Below are 19,856 nucleotides of genomic sequence, written 5' to 3' on the forward strand. Positions count from 1 at the left end.
TCCAGTTAATCAAATCACGCATACGCGCTCTCGACTACAGTATGCATCTTTTATGCCACATTTTATTTGGGGTCATTCCCTGATATTACGGGCACTATTTATTCAAAACTCTGACGAAAAACAGGCTGTCGTCAGTTTTGACGTGACGAAACGAAATACCGCGTGACAGCCATCACGCGGCTGACATTTTATTTTTTCTCGACGACGGGAGCCGCCTGATACCCGCCACCCAGCGATTTCATCAACTGAATGCTTTGGATCACCCGGCGGCTGTCCAGCATCAGTAATGACATCTCCTCGGCAAGCACCGGCAACCGGGCTTCGGTGGCCTGTAAGCGACTGGTTAAGCCTCGTTGATAGGCGGCCTCGGCAGCGCGCTGGGTGAAGCGCGTTGCTTCTACGCGTTCAGCCTGCATCTCTCGCTCGTCGTTGAGCGTTTGCAGACGCGTGCCGTTGACGGCAACGTCGCGCACCGCATTCAGCACTGACTGGTTGTAACGTTCAATCATCATGTTGCTGGCGGCGCGAGTGCCTTCGAGATTGGCATTCAACCGTCCACCGTCAAACAGCGGCAATTTCAGACCTGGGATAAAGTTGAACTGGCGACTGGTTTTTTTGAATAAGGTATCCAGGTGGATAGAATCCAGGCCGAAAAACGCTTTGATATCAAAGCTCGGATAGAACAGCGCCCGCGCGGAATCCACCTGATCTAATGACGCCTGAACATACCAGCGCATGGCTTGCAGATCCGGGCGTCTGGCGAGCAACTCATAAGAGAGTGTCGCCGGAATACCGGTCTGGACTTGCGGTAATGCCACTGGTTTGATCTCCGGCATATCGCTGGCTCCTGCGCCAATCAATGCACGCAGAGATTCTCGCGTTTCGGTGATTTGCCCTTTGACAGCGGCAATTTGTTTATCGACCGCCAGAATCTGCGCCCGCGCGCCGTGGAAAGGCACTTGCGCTTCCAGGCCGTGCGCCACTTTGCTCTGGTGCGCTTTCACCGCGTAATCAATCACATCGCGAGTTTGTTCTAACAGATCGAGCATCTGGTAGCTGGCCTGCATGTTGTAATAAAGCTGCGCTACGCCCGCGGTCAGCGATAGCTCTACTGCTGCGGTTTCTGCCAGCGCTGCATTATGCGCGCCAATGGCGGCGGCAACCGCTGAGCGATGCACACCCCACAAATCAAGATCCAGTCCGGCAAACAAACCGACTGTGGCTTCCGTATAGTACGGCCCGTCCATACCCAGTGCTGGCGCATCCATAGCATAAGGGCTTAAAAAGCCGTTCGCCGAGACACGTTGGCGGTTGAGCATCCCTAACGCTGCGACCTGTAATTGTGAACCGGCATCTAACAAATCGGCCTGCGACTGCGCTTTTTCTTCCCGCAGTTTCGCTTCGGCGAGGGTGTGTGAACCACTTAGCGTCCGTTGGATCAAAGCATCCAACTGCGGGTCATTGAGTTGTTTCCACCACTGCGCCTGCGGCCAACCGGAGCTGGCAAGATGAATATCATCGGCCAGTTTGATTTGTTCCGGTTTGAGCTGTTGATGAGGCGCAGAATCCTTACGTACCAGGGCACAGCCGGAAATCAGCGTCGTGCTGCCGAGAATGCTGCACAACAGCAGGCGTGAAAGTTGACGATTGATCATTGCGTGGCTCCTTGTGCCTGTTCCGTGGCGGGCGTTAATGCCGGGGCTGTCCAGTCTGGCAAGCGGGCGAAAAGCTGGCAGACGTGTTGCTCCTGTTTTAATAAGGTCGGCAGAATGGCCTGCGAGGCGGGTGTTTCTTCAAGCGTTATTTGAGGAGAACGACTGAATGCGCTTGCCAGGCCGGCGGCGTATTTCTCCAGTGCGTCGGCAAACAGGCCTGCTCTGTCCGGCTGTAGTGCGTTATCCAGCGCCTGCGCCGAGTTCCAGGTTGCATCCCAGGCGTGAAGAATATCGCGGCCCTGACGAATAACCGTTTGCGAACGTTCAATCAGTAACGCGCGTTCTTCGCTGTCCAGTTGACGCTCCAGCGCCACGCGTTGGCACATCTCTTCACAGGCATTAAACGCCGCATGCAGACCTATACGAATTTGCAGATAAGTGCGCAGAGCCGTGACTTCCTGCTGGCGTGGGATCCGCATTACTTTACTCAACATACCCAGCGCGCCAGCCAGTTTTTGCGGCAGTGTGCGCGCTTCACTTTCAGGCCAGACAAAGGTGTAAATCACCGCGGACACCACGGTACCAATGATGATACCCAGGGCGCGATCGCGAATTTCCACCAGGTCGTACACCGGGCCAAAAACGTTTTCGAGCGTGGCGAGCGCGAAGGTGACCACCATCTGTGTGCCGATATAAGAAGAGCGTTCAGAGCTGGTGGCAATCCATGCGCCTAACAGGAAAATCGGTGCCAGCACAAATAGCAATTCGACAATATTGTCCAGCCAGGGCATGACCAGTAGCGTGAATAACAGCGCCAGAATTGCGCCGGAAAAAGCCCCGCCAAAACGCAACACCATCTTCTGGTACGACGAACCGACATTGGGGTTAGCGACGATCACGCAGGTCAGCATACAGGTGTGAATGCCTTCCCAGTCCACGCCGCTGTAGAAGGTGTAACAGATCAAACAGGCGAGCAGCGTTTTTACCGCGTAGCGCATATAGTCTGGATTGGTAAAAGCATCGGCGACCATTGATGGCGGTTTGGCGGCGGGCGTTGGCGGCGTATTTGGGTCCATCTGACCCAGTTGCAACAATGTCTGGCAGATATTCTCCAGGTTACATTCCCGTGCCGCCATCGCTTCACTTTCAGTGATCCGCCAGTCGCTTTGCCAGCGCTGACCTTCGGCAATGGCATGCTGCAGTTTGTTGATTTCTGAGGCTAATTTTTGCCGAAATTCAATAATTGCCTGAGAATCAGCAAAAGAGGTGGGATCGTAGCGATTCAGCGTCGAGTAAATGTAGGTTACCGTTGCCACGCAGCTTTGCCACCATGCGCTCTGAGTTCGCCAGTTGGCATCGTCCGCGAGGCAAAAGACATTGAGTTTTTGCAGCGCCAGCGCCTCTCTTTCAATCCGCGTTTCGGGTAGCGGTGCGAGGCTGTCCGTCAGGTGGCTAATGGCATCATCAAGCCGATCATTAAGCACCTGATGCATCTGCGTGATAGCACGGCTGGGAAACCACAGCACGCCGATTAACGTCATCAATAACGTCGGGTAGAGGCCGACAACGATACACCACAGCGTTAAGCGCACGACCACTTCCGGATAGTCGAGCATGGCGGGGAAGGTTTGCCCGTAAATAGCGACAATGGCGACGGCGAAAAAGACCAGCCCCAACCGATGGGTGCGCATCAAAAACATACAGCCCATCAGGATCGGTCCGGCAATGATCAATCGGATCAACGGTTCGCCATATGACCATTTGTAGATCAAAAACAGGCTGGCGATTTCCAGCATCGTGGCGACCACAAACAAGATCGCGACAAATTTGGTGTAAAACGCGTTCGACTGAATACCGTAAAACAGCACTGCCAGTGATAACGCCACAAAAGGGATCTCAAAAGTCATCGAGATCAGAATCACCAGCAAGCAGCCTACCCAGAGTTGCATAGTCTGCGGCACGCGGCCTGGTCGCCGCTCGCTTAACTCTTCATGAAAGAACGCCAGCAGCCTGACCACCGGTAATGGCAGGGAGTTGAGCGCGCTCATTATTGCGGCTCAAGATTAGCGACTGCCGAAGCGCCGATGCGGAACATTTCCGGGTCAGGTTTTTCAACCATGATTTTGACCGGAAAACGCTGGGCAACGCGGACCCAGTTAATAGAACGAGACACTTTCGGCAGGCCGCCCAGCACCAGACCGCCGTCATCCGGTAGCACGCCGTAGCCAATCGAATCCACTTTACCCTCGAAGGTTTTGCCGCTGTCGCTCATCAGGCGAATCGTTGCGGGTGTACCCGAGCGAATATTTTTCAGATCGGTTTCGCGGAAGTTGGCGATCACGTACCAGTGACGAGTGTCGATTAGGGTGAAAATAGGGCGCATGGCAGAAGCAAATTGCCCAACCGAGGTTTTGAGGGAAATGACTCGGCCATCAAACGGCGCGCGAACGGTCGCCATTTCCAGATGCAGTTTCGTCAACGCAATATCCGCTTCCACTGCCGCACGTTGCGCCACCAGCGCATCCACGCCGCTGACGGCGCTGGCGGCTGACTGCGCCTGCAACAATACGGCATTAAGATCTGCTTCTGCGGCGCGCTGCGCCGTTCTTGCACGGTCAACGTCTTCCGCTGAGACGAAACCTTCTTTCAGTAATGGCTCGGTGCGGCGTAATGTATCACTGGCCTGTTTCGCGGCGGCACGGGCTTTTTCTACCGTGGCATTAACCGAGTCGGCACCAAACTGTTGTGCGTCAACGCTACGCTGGGTGAGCATAATTTGCTTATCCAGCGCCGCGAGGGAGGCTTCGGCTTTCGCCAGATTGGCTTCGTACGGGCGCGAGTCGATGCGGAACAGCAAATCGCCCTGTTTCACCGCCTGGTTGTCGGTGACCGCCAGTTCTACAATGCGACCGCTGACTTCCGGCACCACATCAATGGTATCTGCTGACGCGTAGGCGTCATTAGTTGATGGCGCACTGTCTACGCGCCAGATAACGAAAACAAGGGCAACCAGCGCCAACGCAACCACTAACAGAGCAGGGAATTTACTGCGAGGAGCTTTTTTCGGCGTACTTTCCATGAGCGCGTCTCAAATAGATTAGAAAAATGCCAGCCAGAACAGCATGGCGTAGAGAGCAAAAAGGGCGGTATAAATAATTCCGACAAATGCCAGATTGATATTTGCCCGCTGAATAATTCGCCTCGTGATGAGCGTCAAAATAAGGCTGGCAATGGCGCAGAAAAACCAGCTGGGATAATAAGCGCCGATCACCGGGATTGCCGGAGATAATGAGCATCCCGAAACCATGAAGACGGGAATTATCCAGGCTGTTTTTTTGAGTTGCATCGCCATGCGAGAGAGAACTGTTGGCATATTAAATACATCCTGTCTGCTGCGAACAATATCTGTAGTGAATATCAATATCCATTGAAGGCGTCAGTATGGCTATTTTCTCGATGAATAAAAATAGCTTTATTCAGCCACCGCATTCATAACTTATATATTTTATGTATTAATTGGTTGTATGTATTTTTAAAATAAATACTTTTGGGGGCTTAAGCGCCCCCAAAAGTGAGTGGCATTAATTTGGGGTTACGATATTCACCCACAAATCGAAATTATCCAGACAGGCAATAATTTCTTCCAGTTTCGCGCCATTGCCAATAATTTTGGCTTTCTTCGCTTTTACCAGATCCGCCATTTTGGCTTGTCCGGTCAGCACGGCGTGAAGATCTTCACGGCTGATGTAGAAAGAGGCGTTGGCTTCAGGTTGCAGCGTTTTACGGTAGTTAAGCACGCTATCGTTCAGCGTCAGGTTGAGGTTATCGCCGTTGCTCATATTGAAGTTCAGGCTGATATTCTTACCTGCGGCTTTCGCGCTATCGAGGCGAACGGCCATAAAGTCGAACAGCATTTCGACCGACATCCCGCGAAGGGTGTCCGGAGAACCGGTGGTGCCGTGGCTGAACTTATGTACCCCTTCGCGCAGCTCTTTCGCGCCGGTCAGGTAGAAACCGCGCCAGGTGGCGGACTCGGCCTGATAGCCCAGCTGTTCAAAGTTATTCGCTTGCAGATTCTTCGCGACCTGGTCACCCGGGTTGGCGGCAATCACCTGTTTCAGCAGTTCTGCCGACCAGCGATAATCACCTTGCTTGTTCGCTTCTTTCGCCAGGTTAATAACGCGGGCAGAACCGCCCAGAGCTTGCACGTAACGTTTACCCATCTCCACCTGACCATACGGATGCAGGTTAGCCGGGTTACCGTCGTAATAGCCAAGATAGAAGTTATACACCGCGCGGGCGTTGTGGCTGACAGAACCGTAATAGCCGCGGCTGGCCCAGTTATTGGCAAGCGCAGGTGGCAGCTTAATCATGTCGCCAATTTCATTCATGGTGTAACCCTGGTTCGCCAGGTGCAGGGTCTGGTCGTGAATGTATTTGATAGTATCGCGATATTTACCAATATAATCATTGATATGCTTATTGCCCCAGACCGGCCAGGTGTGCGGCATAAACAGTACTTCCGCGTCGTTACCCCACATATCCAGCGTTTCGTTCAGATACTCTGTCCACTTGCTGGTATCGCGGGTTTTCGCGCCGCGCAGGGTGTAGAAGTTGTGCAGGGTATGCGTGGCGTTTTCGGCGGTACACAGGGCTTTCAGGGCCGGAATATAGAAGTGCATTTCGGCTGGCGCTTCGCTACCCGGAGTCATCAGAAAGTCAAACTCCAGACCGTCGATAACCATCTTCTCGCCAGTTCTGACAATCGTTTTGGTTGGCGCAATAATGCTCGGGTCACCCGTTGCCAGCGTCACGCCAAGCCCGTTGCCCACGTTACCTTGCGCGTTGTGCGGCAGTAACAGGCCGTAAGAGTAAAGTGCACGGCGGCTCATGATGTTACCCGCCAGCACGTTTTCACTGATGGCTTCGTCCATAAAGCCTGCCGGAGCGATCACCTGCACTTTGCCGGATTTAACATCCGCTTCAGAGATAATGCCTTTCACGCCGCCATAGTGGTCGGTGTGGCTGTGAGTATAAATAACAGCAACAATCGGTTTTTGTGGACGATGTTGATAATAGAGGTCAAGTGCGGCTTTTGCGGCAGGCGGCGTTACCAGCGGGTCGATAACAATAATGCCTTTCTCGCCTTCCACGAATGTAATGTTAGAGATATCCTGGCCGCGCACCTGATACATTTTATCGGTGACTTTGAACAGGCCAGAAATGCCGTTGATTTGCGACTGACGCCACAGGCTGGGGTTTACGGTTTCCGGCGCAGCGGCATTAATATCAAATTTGTAATAATTCGCGCGGTAGTAAACTTTGCCGTTAGCATCACGCAGAATACCTTCATCCAGCAGCGGGGCGATAAATCCACGCTGGGCATCGTCAAAGTCCTGACGATCGCTAAACGGTAATGATTTTGCGTAATGCTGATTAACCTGCTGGGTATATTGAGTCGCGGCTTTCGCTTCATCTGTTGCGTGAGCGGTATTTACCATCATGCCGCTGGCGGCAGTTAACGCAATAACAATCCTGCTCAAACGGAATAACCGAGAGTTATTCATATAAATCTCCATTTATCATTTATGTCGTAAATATGTAATCCATGCAAAATACGTCATTTAAAGCTGGCGTTATCATAATTGGGAATTTGCGACTTTAATAAGTGGAAGTGTGAGCGGAACGAGCCATTTTATTAGGCATTTGTGCTGAAGAGGGAAAAGTCCGGCATATTTATTACTATCATCAATAATGTGACCTGACTTATATTTTTATTATTTATATTAGTTTCCGCTTTCACTTCGACAAGAAGTACGCACAATGATTAATCAGATGAATGATGCGGAGTGTAACCATGAAACCCGTCGTGCTGGTGGTGGATGATGACACGGCTATCTGCGCACTGTTGCAGGACGTGTTAAGTGAACATGTCTTTACGGTTTTAGTCTGCCATACCGGACAGGAGGCAATTTCACGTGTGGAATGCGATCCTGATATCGCGCTGGTGGTGCTGGATATGATGCTACCCGATACCAACGGCCTGAGGGTATTGCAACAAATCCAGAAACTGCGACCGGCACTGCCGGTAGTGATGCTGACTGGCCTGGGTAGTGAGTCTGATGTGGTGGTCGGGCTGGAAATGGGCGCAGATGATTACATCTGCAAGCCGTTTACCCCACGAGTCGTGGTCGCACGGCTGAAAGCGGTGTTGCGACGGGTTGGTGCGCTGATGGTTAATGAGGAGAAAAATGCCGGGCTGTCATTCAATGGCTGGTATCTCGATACCACACGCTGCCAGCTGCATAGTCCGCTACAGCAACATGTCGAGTTGACCCAGGGCGAATATGGCTTGTTACTGGCCCTGGCGCAAAACGCGCGTCGGGTATTAAGCCGTGAGCAGTTGCTGGCGTTCACCCATAGCGACAGCGTTGAGGTGTTTGATCGCACTATCGACGTATTAATCATGCGGCTACGACGCAAAATTGAACTAAACCCGCATCAACCGGTATTGATTAAAACCTTACGCGGCCTGGGGTATGTCTTCGCTGCCGACGTGCATTAATTCGACATTTCTGTTTGCAGCTCTTCCAGCGTTTTCGCCCCGTCGATGGCATTGGCGCATAACAGGCTTGCCCGCGCGCAGGCATGTGCCAGTTTGATGCTCTCAGTAAGCGTCCAACGTTCATGGCAGCCATATAAAAATCCGGCACAAAATGCATCGCCCGCGCCGACGCTGCCGATAATCTCCCGTTGTTCTAACTTTTGCGAAGGGATCCACACGCCGCCCTGTTCCGGCGTCTCTCCCCAGGCACCTTCCGGACAGTGGATCACCACTCGCTGTCGTACGCCCGCATCTAACAGTTCACGCGCGGCTGCAGCAATATGCGCGATATGCGGTTCGCCGTTGGGTAACCGAATCTCCAGCCCGCTAAATTCCCCGGCCTCAAGCTCGTTAATCACCAGATAATCCAGATAACGCAATGCGGGCAGCACCAGTGGCTGATAACGCGGATCGCCCTTGCGGGAGACAAGGTCGAGTGAGGTTTCAAAGCCAGTATCACGCATTTGCGCCAGCAAACGGGCGCTACGGGTGCCGTAAACATCGTCCGGCATATCCAGGCTATCGAGCAACAGTAAATAGCCGAGATGGAAAATCTTCATGGTGTTATCGAGCTGATCGAACGCCGGAAGATCCAATAGTCTGTTTGCGCCCGGCGAATGGAAAAACGTCCGCTGCCCGCTTGGATCAGTCATTACCTGCGACATTGACGTCGGCGCAAAGGTAGTGCGCTGCACATGCTGGCGGTTGACGTGGTATTGCTCAAGCATCGCCATAATGTAATCGCCGTCGCTGTCCTGACCGATTAACCCGACCGCCTGTAATGGCAGTCCGGTGCGCATTTTCGCCAGCGTCAGCAGGACGTTAAGCGGTGCGCCACCGGTCGAGCGTTCGCTGTGGGTGATCTCCGCCAGCCAGCCGCGCTCTGGCCACTGGATAATCTGGTGAACGTGGTCAACCAGCATATTGCCCGCGGCGATAATCCCTTTACGTTCCATCATGCTTGCCCCGCGCTACCAAAAATACGCATCTGTTGTGCAACCGTATCGCTGATGGCGGCTTCCACTGCCAGCAGTAGCTCGGCAAACTCGTTATACATCGGCTGACGGTGCGCTATTCGGGTTTCAACAGCTGCCAACGCCGCTTGCGACATGCCCGTGTAGAAATTGATTTTGTGGATCCCCAGTTCGATGGCGCGACGAAAATCAGTATCGCTAATCCCTGAGCCGCCGTGTAACACCAGCGGGATAGCCGCTTGCTGGCGGATGGCGTCGAGGCGCGGAAAATCGAGTTTTGGTTCGCCGCGATATTTACCGTGTGCATTGCCAATCGCCACGGCCAGCGCGTCAATGCCGGTACGATCGACAAAATCCCGCGCCAGTTGCGGATCGGTAAACAGGGATTCATCGGCATGACCATAGAGCGCACCGCCTTCGTCGCCACCTACCGCACCCAGTTCAGCTTCTACCGATACGCCAACGGCATGGCACATTTTCACCACTTCCCGCGTCTGGCGGACATTTTCTTCATACCCCAGCGTGGAGCCGTCAAACATTACTGAGCTGAATCCCAGCCGCAACGCTTGCACCACCGATTCAAAATGCAGCCCGTGATCGAGATTTAACACCACCGGAATCGCGTGATGTGCCGCTTCAAATTTCACGGCTTCGACCAGGGAATCCAGCGAGATATATTTAAAATGTACTTCGGCAATATTGATAATAAACGGCGAACGTTCCTGTCTGGCTGCAGCAAATAGCGCGCGCAAAAAGTGCGAGTCCAGCACATTAAACGCGCCTAACGCATAGCGATGTTCACGGGCATGAGCTAACCCTTCAGCGAGAGAAATCAACGGCATAACGTTCTCCTTATTCAGCGGAACTGGCGGTATTCGTTACACAACACCAACTGGGCAGGTTCGTCTTCGTCAATCAGGTTGTAGCGGGCCAGCGGGCGTAAAAAGTGGTTATCATGGTCGTCGTCATTGACTGAAGAGACTTCGCCAACCAGCACATCGCCAAAACCGGTTTCCGCCCAAAAGCTGTGATAAAGGCCGGGTGGCAGGCAGATACTTTCGCCGGGGGACAGGCGTAACTGACTGCCTGCGACATGCGTCTGGCGGCAGCCGTCGATCACCACCGTAACGTCGGTATCAACTGTTTGCTCGTTGCTATCGGCATTCCACAGTTCAATAATCAAATTGCCGCCGCCGCGATTGATAATGTCCTCGCGCTTACGCCAGTGAAAGTGCATTGGCGTTACCTGCGTATCGCGCACATGCATGATCTTCTCGGCGTAACATTTCACATACGGCATTCCATTTGGTGAACCGTTACGTAGGGTAAACAGCGTCAGCCCCTGTTCTGCAAAGTCGTTGCCGCCAAAAGCAGTTACATCCCAGCCGAGTTTGAGATCAAAAACTTCTTCCCACGCGGCGGTGTCGAGCTGCTGCCATTGGGCAGGCGAGAAGCTGGCAAAGGGCGGAAGATGCACATCATGTTGCGAAAAAAATTGCCGTGTATGGCCGAGAATGTCGTTTATAACGGAGCGTTTCATCGAAAGCGTTCTCCTTTGCGCTGGCCGGGCAGCATCGCCGCCCGGCGTGTAGACTTATTTCACCGTCCAGCCTTTGTAATTGCCGACGTTGTTTTTATCGATCATCGTCACCGGGATTAGCACCGGCTCTTTCGGCGCGGGTTTGCCCTGCAAGATGTCATAACCAATCTCAACGGCTTTTGCTGCCATTACCTGGGGATCTTGCGCAGGAGTGGCGACAAACAACGAGTTCTCACGCTTCAGTGCCTCTTCGGCGTCCGGACTTCCGTCCACACCGACGATAAAGAACTCGTTACGTTGCGCCTGTTTTGCCGCCAGATCGGCACCGATCGCAGTAGGATCGTTAATCGCAAACACGCCGTCGATCTTCGGATTCGCCGCCAGCAGCCCGGTCATCACTTCCAGCCCGCCTTCACGACTGCCTTTGGCGTTCTGGTTGTCAGAGAGCACCTTGATGTCAGGATGGCGTTTAAATTCGGTCTGGCAGCCTTCGACGCGGTTCTGCACGGCGGAAACTGGCGGGCCATTGATGATCACCACGTTGCCTTTGCCTTTCAGGCGATCGGTGATGTATTTACAGGCCATTTCGCCTGCCTGGGTATTATCGGAAGTGATGGTTGCATCGGCACCTTCTGCCGCGACGTCAACTGCGACGACCACGATCCCGGCGTCTTTAGCCCGTTTCACTGCCGGGCCGATCCCTTTTGAATCGGCAGCGTTGAGGATGATCATATCGACGTTAGCGGCGATAAAGTTGTCGATCTGCGACACCTGCTGGCCCAGATCGTAGCCGCTGGAAACCAGCGTTACTTTGACGTTATCGCCAGCCAGTTTACGTGCTTCCAGCTCCGCGCCTTTGGTGATCTGCACGAAGAACGGGTTCGCCAGATCGCCCACCGTCACGCCTATCGATTTCAATTCTTTTGCCTGGGCAAATGGTGTCGCGGCCAGCAGCGCGCCTGCACAGAGCGCGGTCACTAAGGGCTTCAATCTCATGCTGTATTCCTCATGTGTAGGGTATTGTTGTTATGCACTTTGATGGTGTCGGGTACGGTATTTGTCGATCAGCACCGCAATGATGATCACCGCCCCTTTGATCACCAACTGCCAGAAGTAAGAGACGCCCATTAAGGTCATGCCGTTGTTTAGCGTAGCGATAATCAGCGCCCCTACCAGCGTGCCGGTGATGGTACCGATGCCGCCGACAAAACTGGTGCCACCGAGGATCACCGCTGCAATGGCGTCCAGTTCGTAACCCATGCCTAAGTTGCCGTTAGCACTGTACAGCCGCGAGGCACTCATAATCCCGCCAAGCCCTGAAAGTAGGCCGCTCATGCCATAAACAAACAGCAGCACCAGCCAGACCTTAATGCCGGTAAGACGCGCCGCCTGCATATTGCCTCCGACGGCGTAGATATGAACGCCAAGCGTGGTGCGGCGCAGAATAAACCAGCACACCACAATCACCGCCAGCGCAATCACCACCAGCCACGGGATCGGTCCGAGATAGTTATTACCTATCCACTCGAAATTAATGTTGGAGTTGATGACCGTGGTGCCGTCCGCCAGCAGATATGCCGCCCCGCGCAACGCTGTATACGTGCCGAGCGTGACGATAAACGGCGGCAATCCGGCAAAGGCCACCAGCGCGCCGTTGAACAGCCCCAGCAGCAGGCCGAGCATCAGCGCTGCCGGGATCGACAGCATGGCGAACTCCGGGCTAAGGGAGACGACCATCGCTGCCACCGCCGTGGTGCCGAGAATTGAACCCACGGAAAGATCGATCCCACCGGTCAAAATGATGAAGGTCATTCCCGCCGCCAGAACAATGTTGATCGATGCCTGGCGGGTAATATTTAGCAGGTTACTTTCGGTAAAAAAGTTTGGCGCGATAAAGCCAAATACCGCCACGATAAGGATCAGAATCGGCAAAATGCCGACCGTTTGCATCAGATCGCTCATCAGCATTTTTTTGGCAGAGGTTTTTGCAGAGGTCGTCATGAGGGCTCCACCTGGGAATGGGCGTCGTTGACGCCAGTCGCTAAGGTCATAATGTTTTCCTGGGTGATGTTTTTGCCGTTTAACTCACCAGCAATGCTGCCTTCGCGCATCACATAGACGCGATCGCTCATTCCCACTATCTCCGGCAATTCGCTGGAGATCATCAGGATCGCCACGCCCTTGCGCGCCATCTCGTTCATGATCCGGTAGATCTCGCTTTTTGCGCCAACATCCACGCCGCGGGTGGGTTCATCGAGCAGTAAAATGCGTGGGCCAATTGCCACCCAGCGGGAGATCAACAGTTTTTGCTGATTGCCGCCGGAAAGCCCGCCCGCGCGTACCTGGGAATGAGGTACGCGAATGTTGAGTAACTTGATGGCGTCATCGGAAATGGTTTGCGCTTTTTTGCGATTGAGCATTCCCCAGCTGGCATCGCGCTCCAGGGTCGCCATGGTGATGTTTTCGGCTGCCGCCATTTCAAGGAACAGCCCCTGTTCTTTGCGATTTTCGGTGAGAAAACCAATGCCAAGATCGATGGCTTCGCGCGGGGAGTGGATCACCACCGGCTCGCCATCGACTTCAATCATTCCGCCCGTCGCTTTTCGCACGCCGAAGATCAATTGCGCCAGTTCGGAACGTCCGGCACCCACCAGCCCAGAGAGGCCGACAATTTCGCCGGAACGTACCAGCAGGCTACTTGGCTGGACTTTGACGCCGTCGGTCAGGTGGTGAACGTTCAGGCGGGCTTTACCGAGCGGGATATCGCGCTCTTTATTGAACAGATCGCTCAGCGGCCTGCCGACCATCATCCGCACCAGCTCCCCGGCGTTGAGATTGTCGCGGGTCAGGTTGCCAACGTATTGCCCGTCACGCAGCACGCTGACGCGATCGGAAAGCTCATACACTTCTGCCATGCGGTGGCTGATGTAGATAATCGCCATCCCTTCATCGCGCAGACGCATAATCAGTTCAAACAGGCGGTGAGTTTCGCGGGAGGAGAGGGCTGCGGTGGGTTCGTCCATCACCAGTATGCGACTGTTGCGATGCAGCGCGCGGGCGATTTCGACCTGCTGTTGCTCGGCGATGGTCAGCGTCATGACTTTATCGCTGGCGTTAAATTGCGCGCCGAGGCGGTCGATCACTTTTTGCGCCTGCACCAGCATCTCTTTACGCTGTACCAGCCCGCCGTGGGAAAGCTCGCTGCCGAGGAAAATGTTTTCAGCTACCGTCAGATTCGGTGCCAGCTGCATCTCCTGATAAATCAGCGTAATACCCGCGCTTAAAGCATCTTTCGGTGTGCGAATGTGAAAGGGCTTACCGCCAATCAGGATCTCACCACTGGTGGCGGTATACGCCCCTGCCAGCACCTTCATCAGCGTGCTTTTTCCCGCGCCGTTTTCCCCCATCAGGGCATGGATCTCGCCAGGGTAGACCGTCAAGTCCACCCCTTTTAGCGCATAAAATTTGCCGAAGGCTTTGGCAATATTGCGCATCTCCAGAACCGGCGTGCTGTTCATGGTGGACTCCTGCGAGGTTGTCGATATCAGCACTCCATCACAGGAAAGTAAATGCAAAATGTCAGAAGCCGTTCATATTTGTCATATTGCGATTTTTCTTCACGGAGCGTGATATGGCGCACCCCGGACGTCACTTTTTTGCCAGCGCGCGCGGGCGATTACTGCTTTTAAATTTGCTGGTGGTGGCGGTGACGCTGATGGTCAGCGGCGTGGCGGTAATGGGCTTTCGTCATGCCAGCCAGCTGCAGGAACTGGTGCAGCAGCAAACGGTGGATGATATGACTGGCAGCCTGAATCTGGCGCGCGACACGGCAAACGTGGCTACGGCGGCGGTGCGATTGTCGCAGGTGGTGGGGGCGCTGGAATATAAAGGCGAAGCCGAGCGATTGCAGGAGACACAGCGGGCATTAAAAAGCTCGCTTGAGCAACTGGCGAACGCGCCTTTAGCACAGCAGGACGCCGGGCTGGTGGCGCGAATAATCCAGCGCAGCAACGAACTGCAAACCAGCGTCGGCGGAATGCTGGAGCGCGGGCAAAGGCGGCATCTGGAGCGTAACGCGCTGTTAAGTTCGCTGTATCAAAACTTAAGTTATCTGCGGCATCTGCAAAAAGTCACCCACGCGCAAGATGATATTTTGCTTAACGAGATGAACCGGCTGATTGTCGCCGCTATTGCCACGCCCGCGCCGCAGGCGATTATTCATCAACTGGTCGAAGTGATGTCTGCCTTGCCGACTCACAGCGATACGCCGTTGATTAATACGCTACTTACTGATTTTAATCGTGAACTGCGCAAACTCGCGCCGCTTTCGGCGGATCTGGAGCAAAGCGATCTGGCAATCAACTGGTATATGTTTCACATCAAAGCGCTGGTGGCGATCCTCAATGGCGACATCAACCGTTATGCTGAACAGGTGGCGACGCTCTCTGGTCAGCGGGTGGCGCAAAGTTACCAGGATTTGCGCTCCGGCGAGAGGGTGATCATTATTTTCGCTCTGTTAGCGGTGGTGATCACCGCGTTTGCTGGTTGGTATATTTATCGCAATCTCGGTTCTAACCTGACGGCAATTTCCCGCGCTATGAGCAGCCTGGCACACGGCGAAGCAGACGTCACTTTTCCGGCGTTACAGCGACGCGATGAGTTGGGGGAACTGGCGCGCGCCTTTAACGTTTTTGCCCGCAATACCGCATCACTCGAACGAACGTCACGGCTGTTGAAAGAGAAAACCACGCAGATGGAGATTGCCCAAACCGAGCGGCAGGGGCTGGAAGAGGCGCTATTGCACAGCCAGAAGTTGAAAGCGGTTGGGCAACTGACAGGCGGGCTGGCCCATGATTTTAATAATCTGTTGGCGGTGATTATTGGCAGCCTGGAGCTGGTGAACACGGACTCGCCCGACGCGCCGCGAATACAGCGGGCGCTGCAAGCCGCCGAACGTGGGGCGCTACTGACCCAACGACTGTTGGCGTTTTCCCGCAAGCAGTCCTTACATCCGCAATCCGTTGAACTGAAAACATTGCTGGAAGAGTTAAGCGAATTAATGCGCCACTCCTTACCGACAACGCTGACGCTGGAGATTGAAGCGCAGTCTCCGGCGTGGTCCGCGTGGATTGACGTCAGTCAGCTGGAAAATGCCATCATCAACCTGGTGATGAACGCCCGTGACGCGATGGAAGGGCAGACGGGAATCATCAAAATTCGTACGTGGAATCAGCGGGTTACTCGCAGCAGTGGGCAGCGCCAGGACATGGTGGCGCTGGAGGTTATCGATCATGGCTGTGGTATGTCGCAGGCGGTGAAAAGCCAGGTATTCGAGCCGTTTTTTACTACTAAACAGACGGGCAGCGGCAGCGGCCTGGGCTTGTCGATGGTCTATGGTTTTGTGCGCCAGTCCGGCGGACGCGTAGAAATTGAAAGCGCGCTGGGGCAGGGTACAACGGTTAGATTACAGCTTCCCCGTGCGCTGACGGCGGCAAAAAACGTATTACCAGCGGCGGTAGAACAGACAGTCGTCAGCGGCGAGAAGCTGGTGTTAGTGCTGGAAGATGAAGCCGCGGTGCGCCAGACCATCTGCGAACAATTGCACTTGCTGGGCTATTTGACGCTGGAAGCGAGCAGTGGCGAACAGGCGCTGGACCTGCTGGCGGCATCAGCGGAAATCGATATCTTTATCAGTGATTTAATGCTTGCTGGCGGCATGAGCGGCGCAGAAGTTATCAATGCGGCCCGCAAACTTTTCCCGCACCTGACGCTGCTACTCATCAGCGGCCAGGATTTACGCCCCAGCCATAACCCTGCGTTGCCAGATGTGGCGCTGCTGCGCAAACCTTTTACCCGCGCGCAACTGGCGCAGGCGCTGGGGTAAATGGAGGGATGATTTTCAGAATTTATCAAGAAGCCTGGAGCAAGCATGCTGCTATTGTGAGCAATTCTTTTCTGAATGGGATATAAAAGGAATTATGCCAGTACTGACAAGAGGCGATTCACATATGATCGTGATGCCAACCACGTATAGCCCTATGACGGTTACTCGTTCTTTTCGTGTGGTGGAAGAGATCGAGCTTTCTGGACGTCTGTTACAGGTAATTTATGACAAGCAGACGCCAAGAGCGGCCATTATTGAAGCGGACATTGAAGTTTTTGCAGGCGTGCCGCGTCATCGGGTACTTGCCGCTCTCCATCTGCAGCGTAAAAAAGAGTTCGGCAGCGATATCATTGCCGTTGAACGCTGGTGGGAAGACTCGGATCTGGTACAGGTGGAAGGTATTTGTGTCTCTCCTGGTGAGCGCGATAAGGGTCTGGCAACGCCTTACCGAATTTGAGATTACTCCGCTACTCCGGTCATTCACACTCAACTAACGTTAAGCCAGTCCATCGCAGAGACTGGCTTATGAAACCTTACTCCACGCTCGTTCTTTTCACCCTGCTCACGTTGACCTCTGTTCCGGTCCAGGCCGATATTATCGACGACACCATTGGCAATATACAGCAGGCGATTAACGACGCTTATAACCCTGACCGTGGGCGAGACTATGAAGATTCGCGCGACGACGGCTGGCAGCGTGAAGTGAGCGACGATCGGCGCAGACAATATGACGACCGCCGCCGCCAGTTTGAAGATCGCCGCAGGCAGCTGGACGATCGCCAGCGCCAGCTTGATCAGGAACGTCGGCAACTGGAAGATGAAGAGCGGAGAATGGAAGATGAGTATGGGCGATAGGCAGATCGTTTTACCTAATCGTTGAGTACGCTCAGACCCAGTTTGTCCGCCACGATCTGCTCCAGAAGTGAAATTAATTCCGGGTCCATATAGCGATAATCATCAGGAATATCGAGCACATGCAGCGGTTTGTGTTCGATAAAAGGACGAAAATCCACAATTAGTCGCTTTTTATGTTTTTGTTCCATCACGCAGATGACATCGGCCCAGGAAAGCAGTTCATGGTTAACCGTTTTTTTGGCACTCCGACTGGTGCCAGCGGAACGAACAGCCAGCGCAGGATAATGACGAAATACCTGCTCTGCCGTGGGGCTTCGCCACTGATTACGACTGCATATAAAAAGAACATTCATGATAGGTCGACTCTGTTTATAACGAAGCGGCGGTGACAAGGTGTTCGATTTTACGCCTGATACAGGTGCGTTCTGGCATCTTTTTTCGGACTCTCGCCCCCCGGCTATGCGCCGTTTTCAGTAAATAGCCGAAAGTGAGTTTCGAATGGTTAAGCGGCAGCGGTGTGACCTACAATCCCTGCAAATCAGAAATCACAAACGGTTCCGCCGTGTGGCCGAAATCAACATCCCCAGAGGTTTAAACAGATCGTGGTAGCCCTGTGCGCCGCCAGTGCCAGTAAGCGTGAGGGACAGGCTCATGTTACAGCGTTTTCGTGAAGCGGAAATGGCTCTGTTCGTAGCCTTCGCGCAGATAGAAACGGTGCGCGTCGTGGCGCTTCACGTTGGTCGAAAGTTCGGTCATTTCGGCCCCGGCCTGGCGGGCTTCTTCTTCTGCCCATGCCAGCAACTTGCTACCAACGTTCAAACCGCGCGCCTGCGGCATCACCACCAGTTCCTGAATTTCGCCGATCCAGTTGACATGATGCAGATGAAACTGAAAATGCAGGCCGATCATGCCGACAACTTCGCCATCCAGCAGTGCCAGATGGTAGCGCATGTTCGGGTCGCGCAGGTTAGCGTTAAAGCCCGCGCGAAACGCGTGATGATCAAACTCCGCCTGTTTTAGCTCACAAACTAGCGCGTAAACCGCATCGGTGTCGCACTGCGTGGCGGGTCGAAGCTCACAAGCAGGCATGGTGTTTCTCCTTTTGATGAATCAGCGTCAGCAGCGTATCGACCGGCTGACGCAGATAGCAGCTATTTTTGTTTGACGACATTAATCATCCACGGCACGCCAAATTTATCGGTGACTTTGCCGAAGCCATGCGCCCAGAAAGTTTCCTGCCAGGCCATTTCGATTTTTCCGTTAGCAGCAAGGTTATCAAACCAGCGTTTTCCTTCTTCGACCTGTTGCGAATCGAGTACCAGTGTAAAACCGGAGTAGCTGGCTTTTCCTGACGGTATGGCATCGCTCATCATGATATCGCTTCCGGCAATACGCACGTTAGCATGGGCGATAGCGGTATCGGGAAATTGCATACCGGAAGGGCAGTTCTCGGCGCTGTCCTGCGCTGATTTCGGCATTTCGCCGAAGCTGATTTTATAGAGCAGTTCCGCGCCCAACGTACGTTGATAATAGGCAATCGCGTCGGAACAGTTACCGGCAAAAGAGAGGTAGGGACTTAACGGCATGATGGTGACCTCAGTTAAGAGAAGCCAGTTAAGTGTAGTTCGAAATTTATACAGATGAGAGGGAAGCCTGATAGGACGCGCGAGCGTCGCATCAGGCATCTGGCACCGTTGCCGGATGCGGCGCGAGCGCCTTATCCGGCCAAACGATCACAATACAATCAGTTCTTTTTCACAAACTCAGATTTCAGTTTCATCGGACCAAAACCGTCGATTTTGCAATCGATGTTGTGGTCGCCTTCAACCAGGCGAATGTTTTTCACTTTGGTACCGATCTTCAGCATCGAAGAGCTACCTTTCACCTTCAGATCTTTAATGATGGTAACGCTGTCGCCGTCAGCCAGCAGATTGCCGTTAGCATCTTTAACGATCAGCTCGTCGCTTTCCTGTGCAGGTTCTGCGTCGTTCCATTCGTAGGCACATTCCGGGCAGATGTACATGCCGTTATCTTCGTAGGTGTATTCGGAGTTGCATTTTGGGCAGTGTGGTAATGACATGTGGATTTCCTCAAAAGTCAGCAGGGCAAAAGCGCCAAAAAACGGCAGATTGCCGAAAAAGGCCGCAATTATACACAAAATCCCTGAGTTTGTCGGGGGTACTGCTGATTTTAGACGACGATCGTTTTCATTTGAAAGGAAACGCAAAAAGAAAATAATCTTTTTGCCTCCATTTATTATTTAAGATAAGGTTAATGTTCTACTTGGTCTTTTTTTAATTCAAATGATATTTTTATCTTTCTGACGTTTTAAACGTATCGGAAG

The 19,856-nt window shown here is 53.4% G+C and carries 18 protein-coding genes and 3 pseudogenes; 4 read left to right on the top strand and 17 right to left on the bottom strand.

Features of this window, described 5'->3' with window-relative positions; genetic code table 11:
* Window positions 1–188: 188 nt before the first annotated feature.
* From mdtP to yjcS, 5 genes are all read right to left on the bottom strand, one after another.
* Window positions 189–1,655, bottom strand: a complete 1,467-nt coding sequence (gene mdtP, locus HEN33_RS17780) for a multidrug efflux transporter outer membrane subunit MdtP (RefSeq protein WP_176263643.1) — start codon at window positions 1,653–1,655, stop codon at window positions 189–191.
* A complete protein-coding gene (mdtO, locus tag HEN33_RS17785) occupies window positions 1,652–3,703 on the bottom strand; it encodes a multidrug efflux transporter permease subunit MdtO (RefSeq protein ID WP_105277337.1) in 2,052 nt (683 codons plus the stop codon). The genes mdtP and mdtO overlap by 4 nt, the downstream gene beginning before the upstream one ends.
* The gene (gene mdtN / locus HEN33_RS17790) at window positions 3,703–4,734 is read right to left on the bottom strand and encodes a multidrug efflux transporter periplasmic adaptor subunit MdtN (RefSeq protein WP_105277338.1); all 1,032 of its coding nucleotides are present in this window, start codon (window positions 4,732–4,734) and stop codon (window positions 3,703–3,705) included. The genes mdtO and mdtN overlap by 1 nt, the downstream gene beginning before the upstream one ends.
* Before the next feature lie 18 nt (window positions 4,735–4,752).
* Window positions 4,753–5,028, bottom strand: a complete 276-nt coding sequence (locus HEN33_RS17795; protein ID WP_001305715.1) for a YtcA family lipoprotein — start codon at window positions 5,026–5,028, stop codon at window positions 4,753–4,755.
* 208 nt (window positions 5,029–5,236) lie between these two features.
* Window positions 5,237–7,222, bottom strand: coding sequence for an alkyl sulfatase YjcS (yjcS, locus tag HEN33_RS17800; RefSeq protein WP_176263644.1), 1,986 nt, complete (start codon window positions 7,220–7,222; stop codon window positions 5,237–5,239).
* A 290-nt stretch (window positions 7,223–7,512) separates the two neighbouring features.
* Between yjcS and HEN33_RS17805 the strand changes: the two genes are divergently transcribed.
* On the top strand, window positions 7,513–8,220 hold the full coding sequence (locus HEN33_RS17805) for a response regulator transcription factor (protein WP_176263645.1): 708 nt from the start codon (window positions 7,513–7,515) through the stop codon (window positions 8,218–8,220).
* Here HEN33_RS17805 and HEN33_RS17810 read toward each other — a convergent pair.
* From HEN33_RS17810 to HEN33_RS17835, 6 genes are read right to left on the bottom strand one after another with little or no spacing between them, the layout of a single operon-like run.
* The gene (locus HEN33_RS17810; protein ID WP_176263646.1) at window positions 8,217–9,218 is read right to left on the bottom strand and encodes a carbohydrate kinase family protein; all 1,002 of its coding nucleotides are present in this window, start codon (window positions 9,216–9,218) and stop codon (window positions 8,217–8,219) included. The two genes, HEN33_RS17805 and HEN33_RS17810, sit on opposite strands and share 4 nt — an antisense overlap.
* Window positions 9,215–10,075, bottom strand: a complete 861-nt coding sequence (locus HEN33_RS17815) for a ketose 1,6-bisphosphate aldolase (RefSeq protein WP_176263647.1) — start codon at window positions 10,073–10,075, stop codon at window positions 9,215–9,217. Before HEN33_RS17815 ends, HEN33_RS17810 begins: the two co-directional genes overlap by 4 nt.
* A 14-nt stretch (window positions 10,076–10,089) precedes the next feature.
* Window positions 10,090–10,773, bottom strand: coding sequence for a D-lyxose/D-mannose isomerase (locus HEN33_RS17820; RefSeq protein ID WP_176263648.1), 684 nt, complete (start codon window positions 10,771–10,773; stop codon window positions 10,090–10,092).
* 54 nt (window positions 10,774–10,827) lie between these two features.
* On the bottom strand, window positions 10,828–11,769 hold the full coding sequence (locus tag HEN33_RS17825) for an ABC transporter substrate-binding protein (protein ID WP_176263649.1): 942 nt from the start codon (window positions 11,767–11,769) through the stop codon (window positions 10,828–10,830).
* 30 nt (window positions 11,770–11,799) lie between these two features.
* The gene (locus HEN33_RS17830; RefSeq protein WP_021551530.1) at window positions 11,800–12,774 is read right to left on the bottom strand and encodes an ABC transporter permease subunit; all 975 of its coding nucleotides are present in this window, start codon (window positions 12,772–12,774) and stop codon (window positions 11,800–11,802) included.
* The gene (locus HEN33_RS17835) at window positions 12,771–14,291 is read right to left on the bottom strand and encodes a sugar ABC transporter ATP-binding protein (protein WP_176263650.1); all 1,521 of its coding nucleotides are present in this window, start codon (window positions 14,289–14,291) and stop codon (window positions 12,771–12,773) included. The genes HEN33_RS17830 and HEN33_RS17835 overlap by 4 nt, the downstream gene beginning before the upstream one ends.
* 113 nt (window positions 14,292–14,404) lie before the next feature.
* Between HEN33_RS17835 and HEN33_RS17840 the strand changes: the two genes are divergently transcribed.
* From HEN33_RS17840 to yjdP, 3 genes and pseudogenes are all read left to right on the top strand, one after another.
* Window positions 14,405–16,657, top strand: coding sequence for a hybrid sensor histidine kinase/response regulator (locus HEN33_RS17840; protein ID WP_176263651.1), 2,253 nt, complete (start codon window positions 14,405–14,407; stop codon window positions 16,655–16,657).
* A 124-nt stretch (window positions 16,658–16,781) separates the two neighbouring features.
* Window positions 16,782–17,099, top strand: a pseudogene (locus HEN33_RS17845) (GNAT family N-acetyltransferase); the annotation flags it as partial.
* 83 nt (window positions 17,100–17,182) lie between these two features.
* Window positions 17,183–17,512: a DDRRRQL repeat protein YjdP gene (gene yjdP, locus HEN33_RS17850; protein ID WP_176263652.1), complete on the top strand. Its 330-nt coding sequence runs from the start codon at window positions 17,183–17,185 to the stop codon at window positions 17,510–17,512.
* 14 nt (window positions 17,513–17,526) lie between these two features.
* On the opposite strand, the gene HEN33_RS17855 is transcribed toward yjdP, so the two are convergent.
* From HEN33_RS17855 to HEN33_RS17875, 6 genes and pseudogenes are all read right to left on the bottom strand, one after another.
* Entirely contained in the window at window positions 17,527–17,865 is a 339-nt protein-coding gene (locus HEN33_RS17855) for a low molecular weight protein tyrosine phosphatase family protein (RefSeq protein WP_176263653.1), read from the bottom strand.
* A gap of 64 nt (window positions 17,866–17,929) precedes the next feature.
* Window positions 17,930–18,141 (bottom strand): annotated as a pseudogene (locus HEN33_RS26410) (phosphonate metabolism protein PhnP); the annotation flags it as partial.
* A 25-nt stretch (window positions 18,142–18,166) separates the two neighbouring features.
* The gene (gene phnO, locus HEN33_RS17860) at window positions 18,167–18,601 is read right to left on the bottom strand and encodes an aminoalkylphosphonate N-acetyltransferase (protein WP_176263654.1); all 435 of its coding nucleotides are present in this window, start codon (window positions 18,599–18,601) and stop codon (window positions 18,167–18,169) included.
* Window positions 18,588–18,668 (bottom strand): annotated as a pseudogene (locus HEN33_RS17865) (ribose 1,5-bisphosphokinase); the annotation flags it as partial. The gene phnO and the pseudogene HEN33_RS17865, both read right to left, overlap by 14 nt.
* Window positions 18,664–19,098, bottom strand: coding sequence for a VOC family metalloprotein YjdN (gene yjdN, locus HEN33_RS17870; RefSeq protein WP_176263655.1), 435 nt, complete (start codon window positions 19,096–19,098; stop codon window positions 18,664–18,666). The gene yjdN and the pseudogene HEN33_RS17865, both read right to left, overlap by 5 nt.
* 158 nt (window positions 19,099–19,256) lie before the next feature.
* Entirely contained in the window at window positions 19,257–19,592 is a 336-nt protein-coding gene (locus HEN33_RS17875) for a zinc ribbon domain-containing protein YjdM (protein WP_001300891.1), read from the bottom strand.
* Between the last annotated feature and the right edge of the window lie 264 nt (window positions 19,593–19,856).

The sequence above is a fragment of the Escherichia sp. 94.0001 genome (assembly GCF_013369155.2).
Classification (GTDB): Bacteria; Pseudomonadota; Gammaproteobacteria; order Enterobacterales; family Enterobacteriaceae; genus Escherichia; species Escherichia coli_F.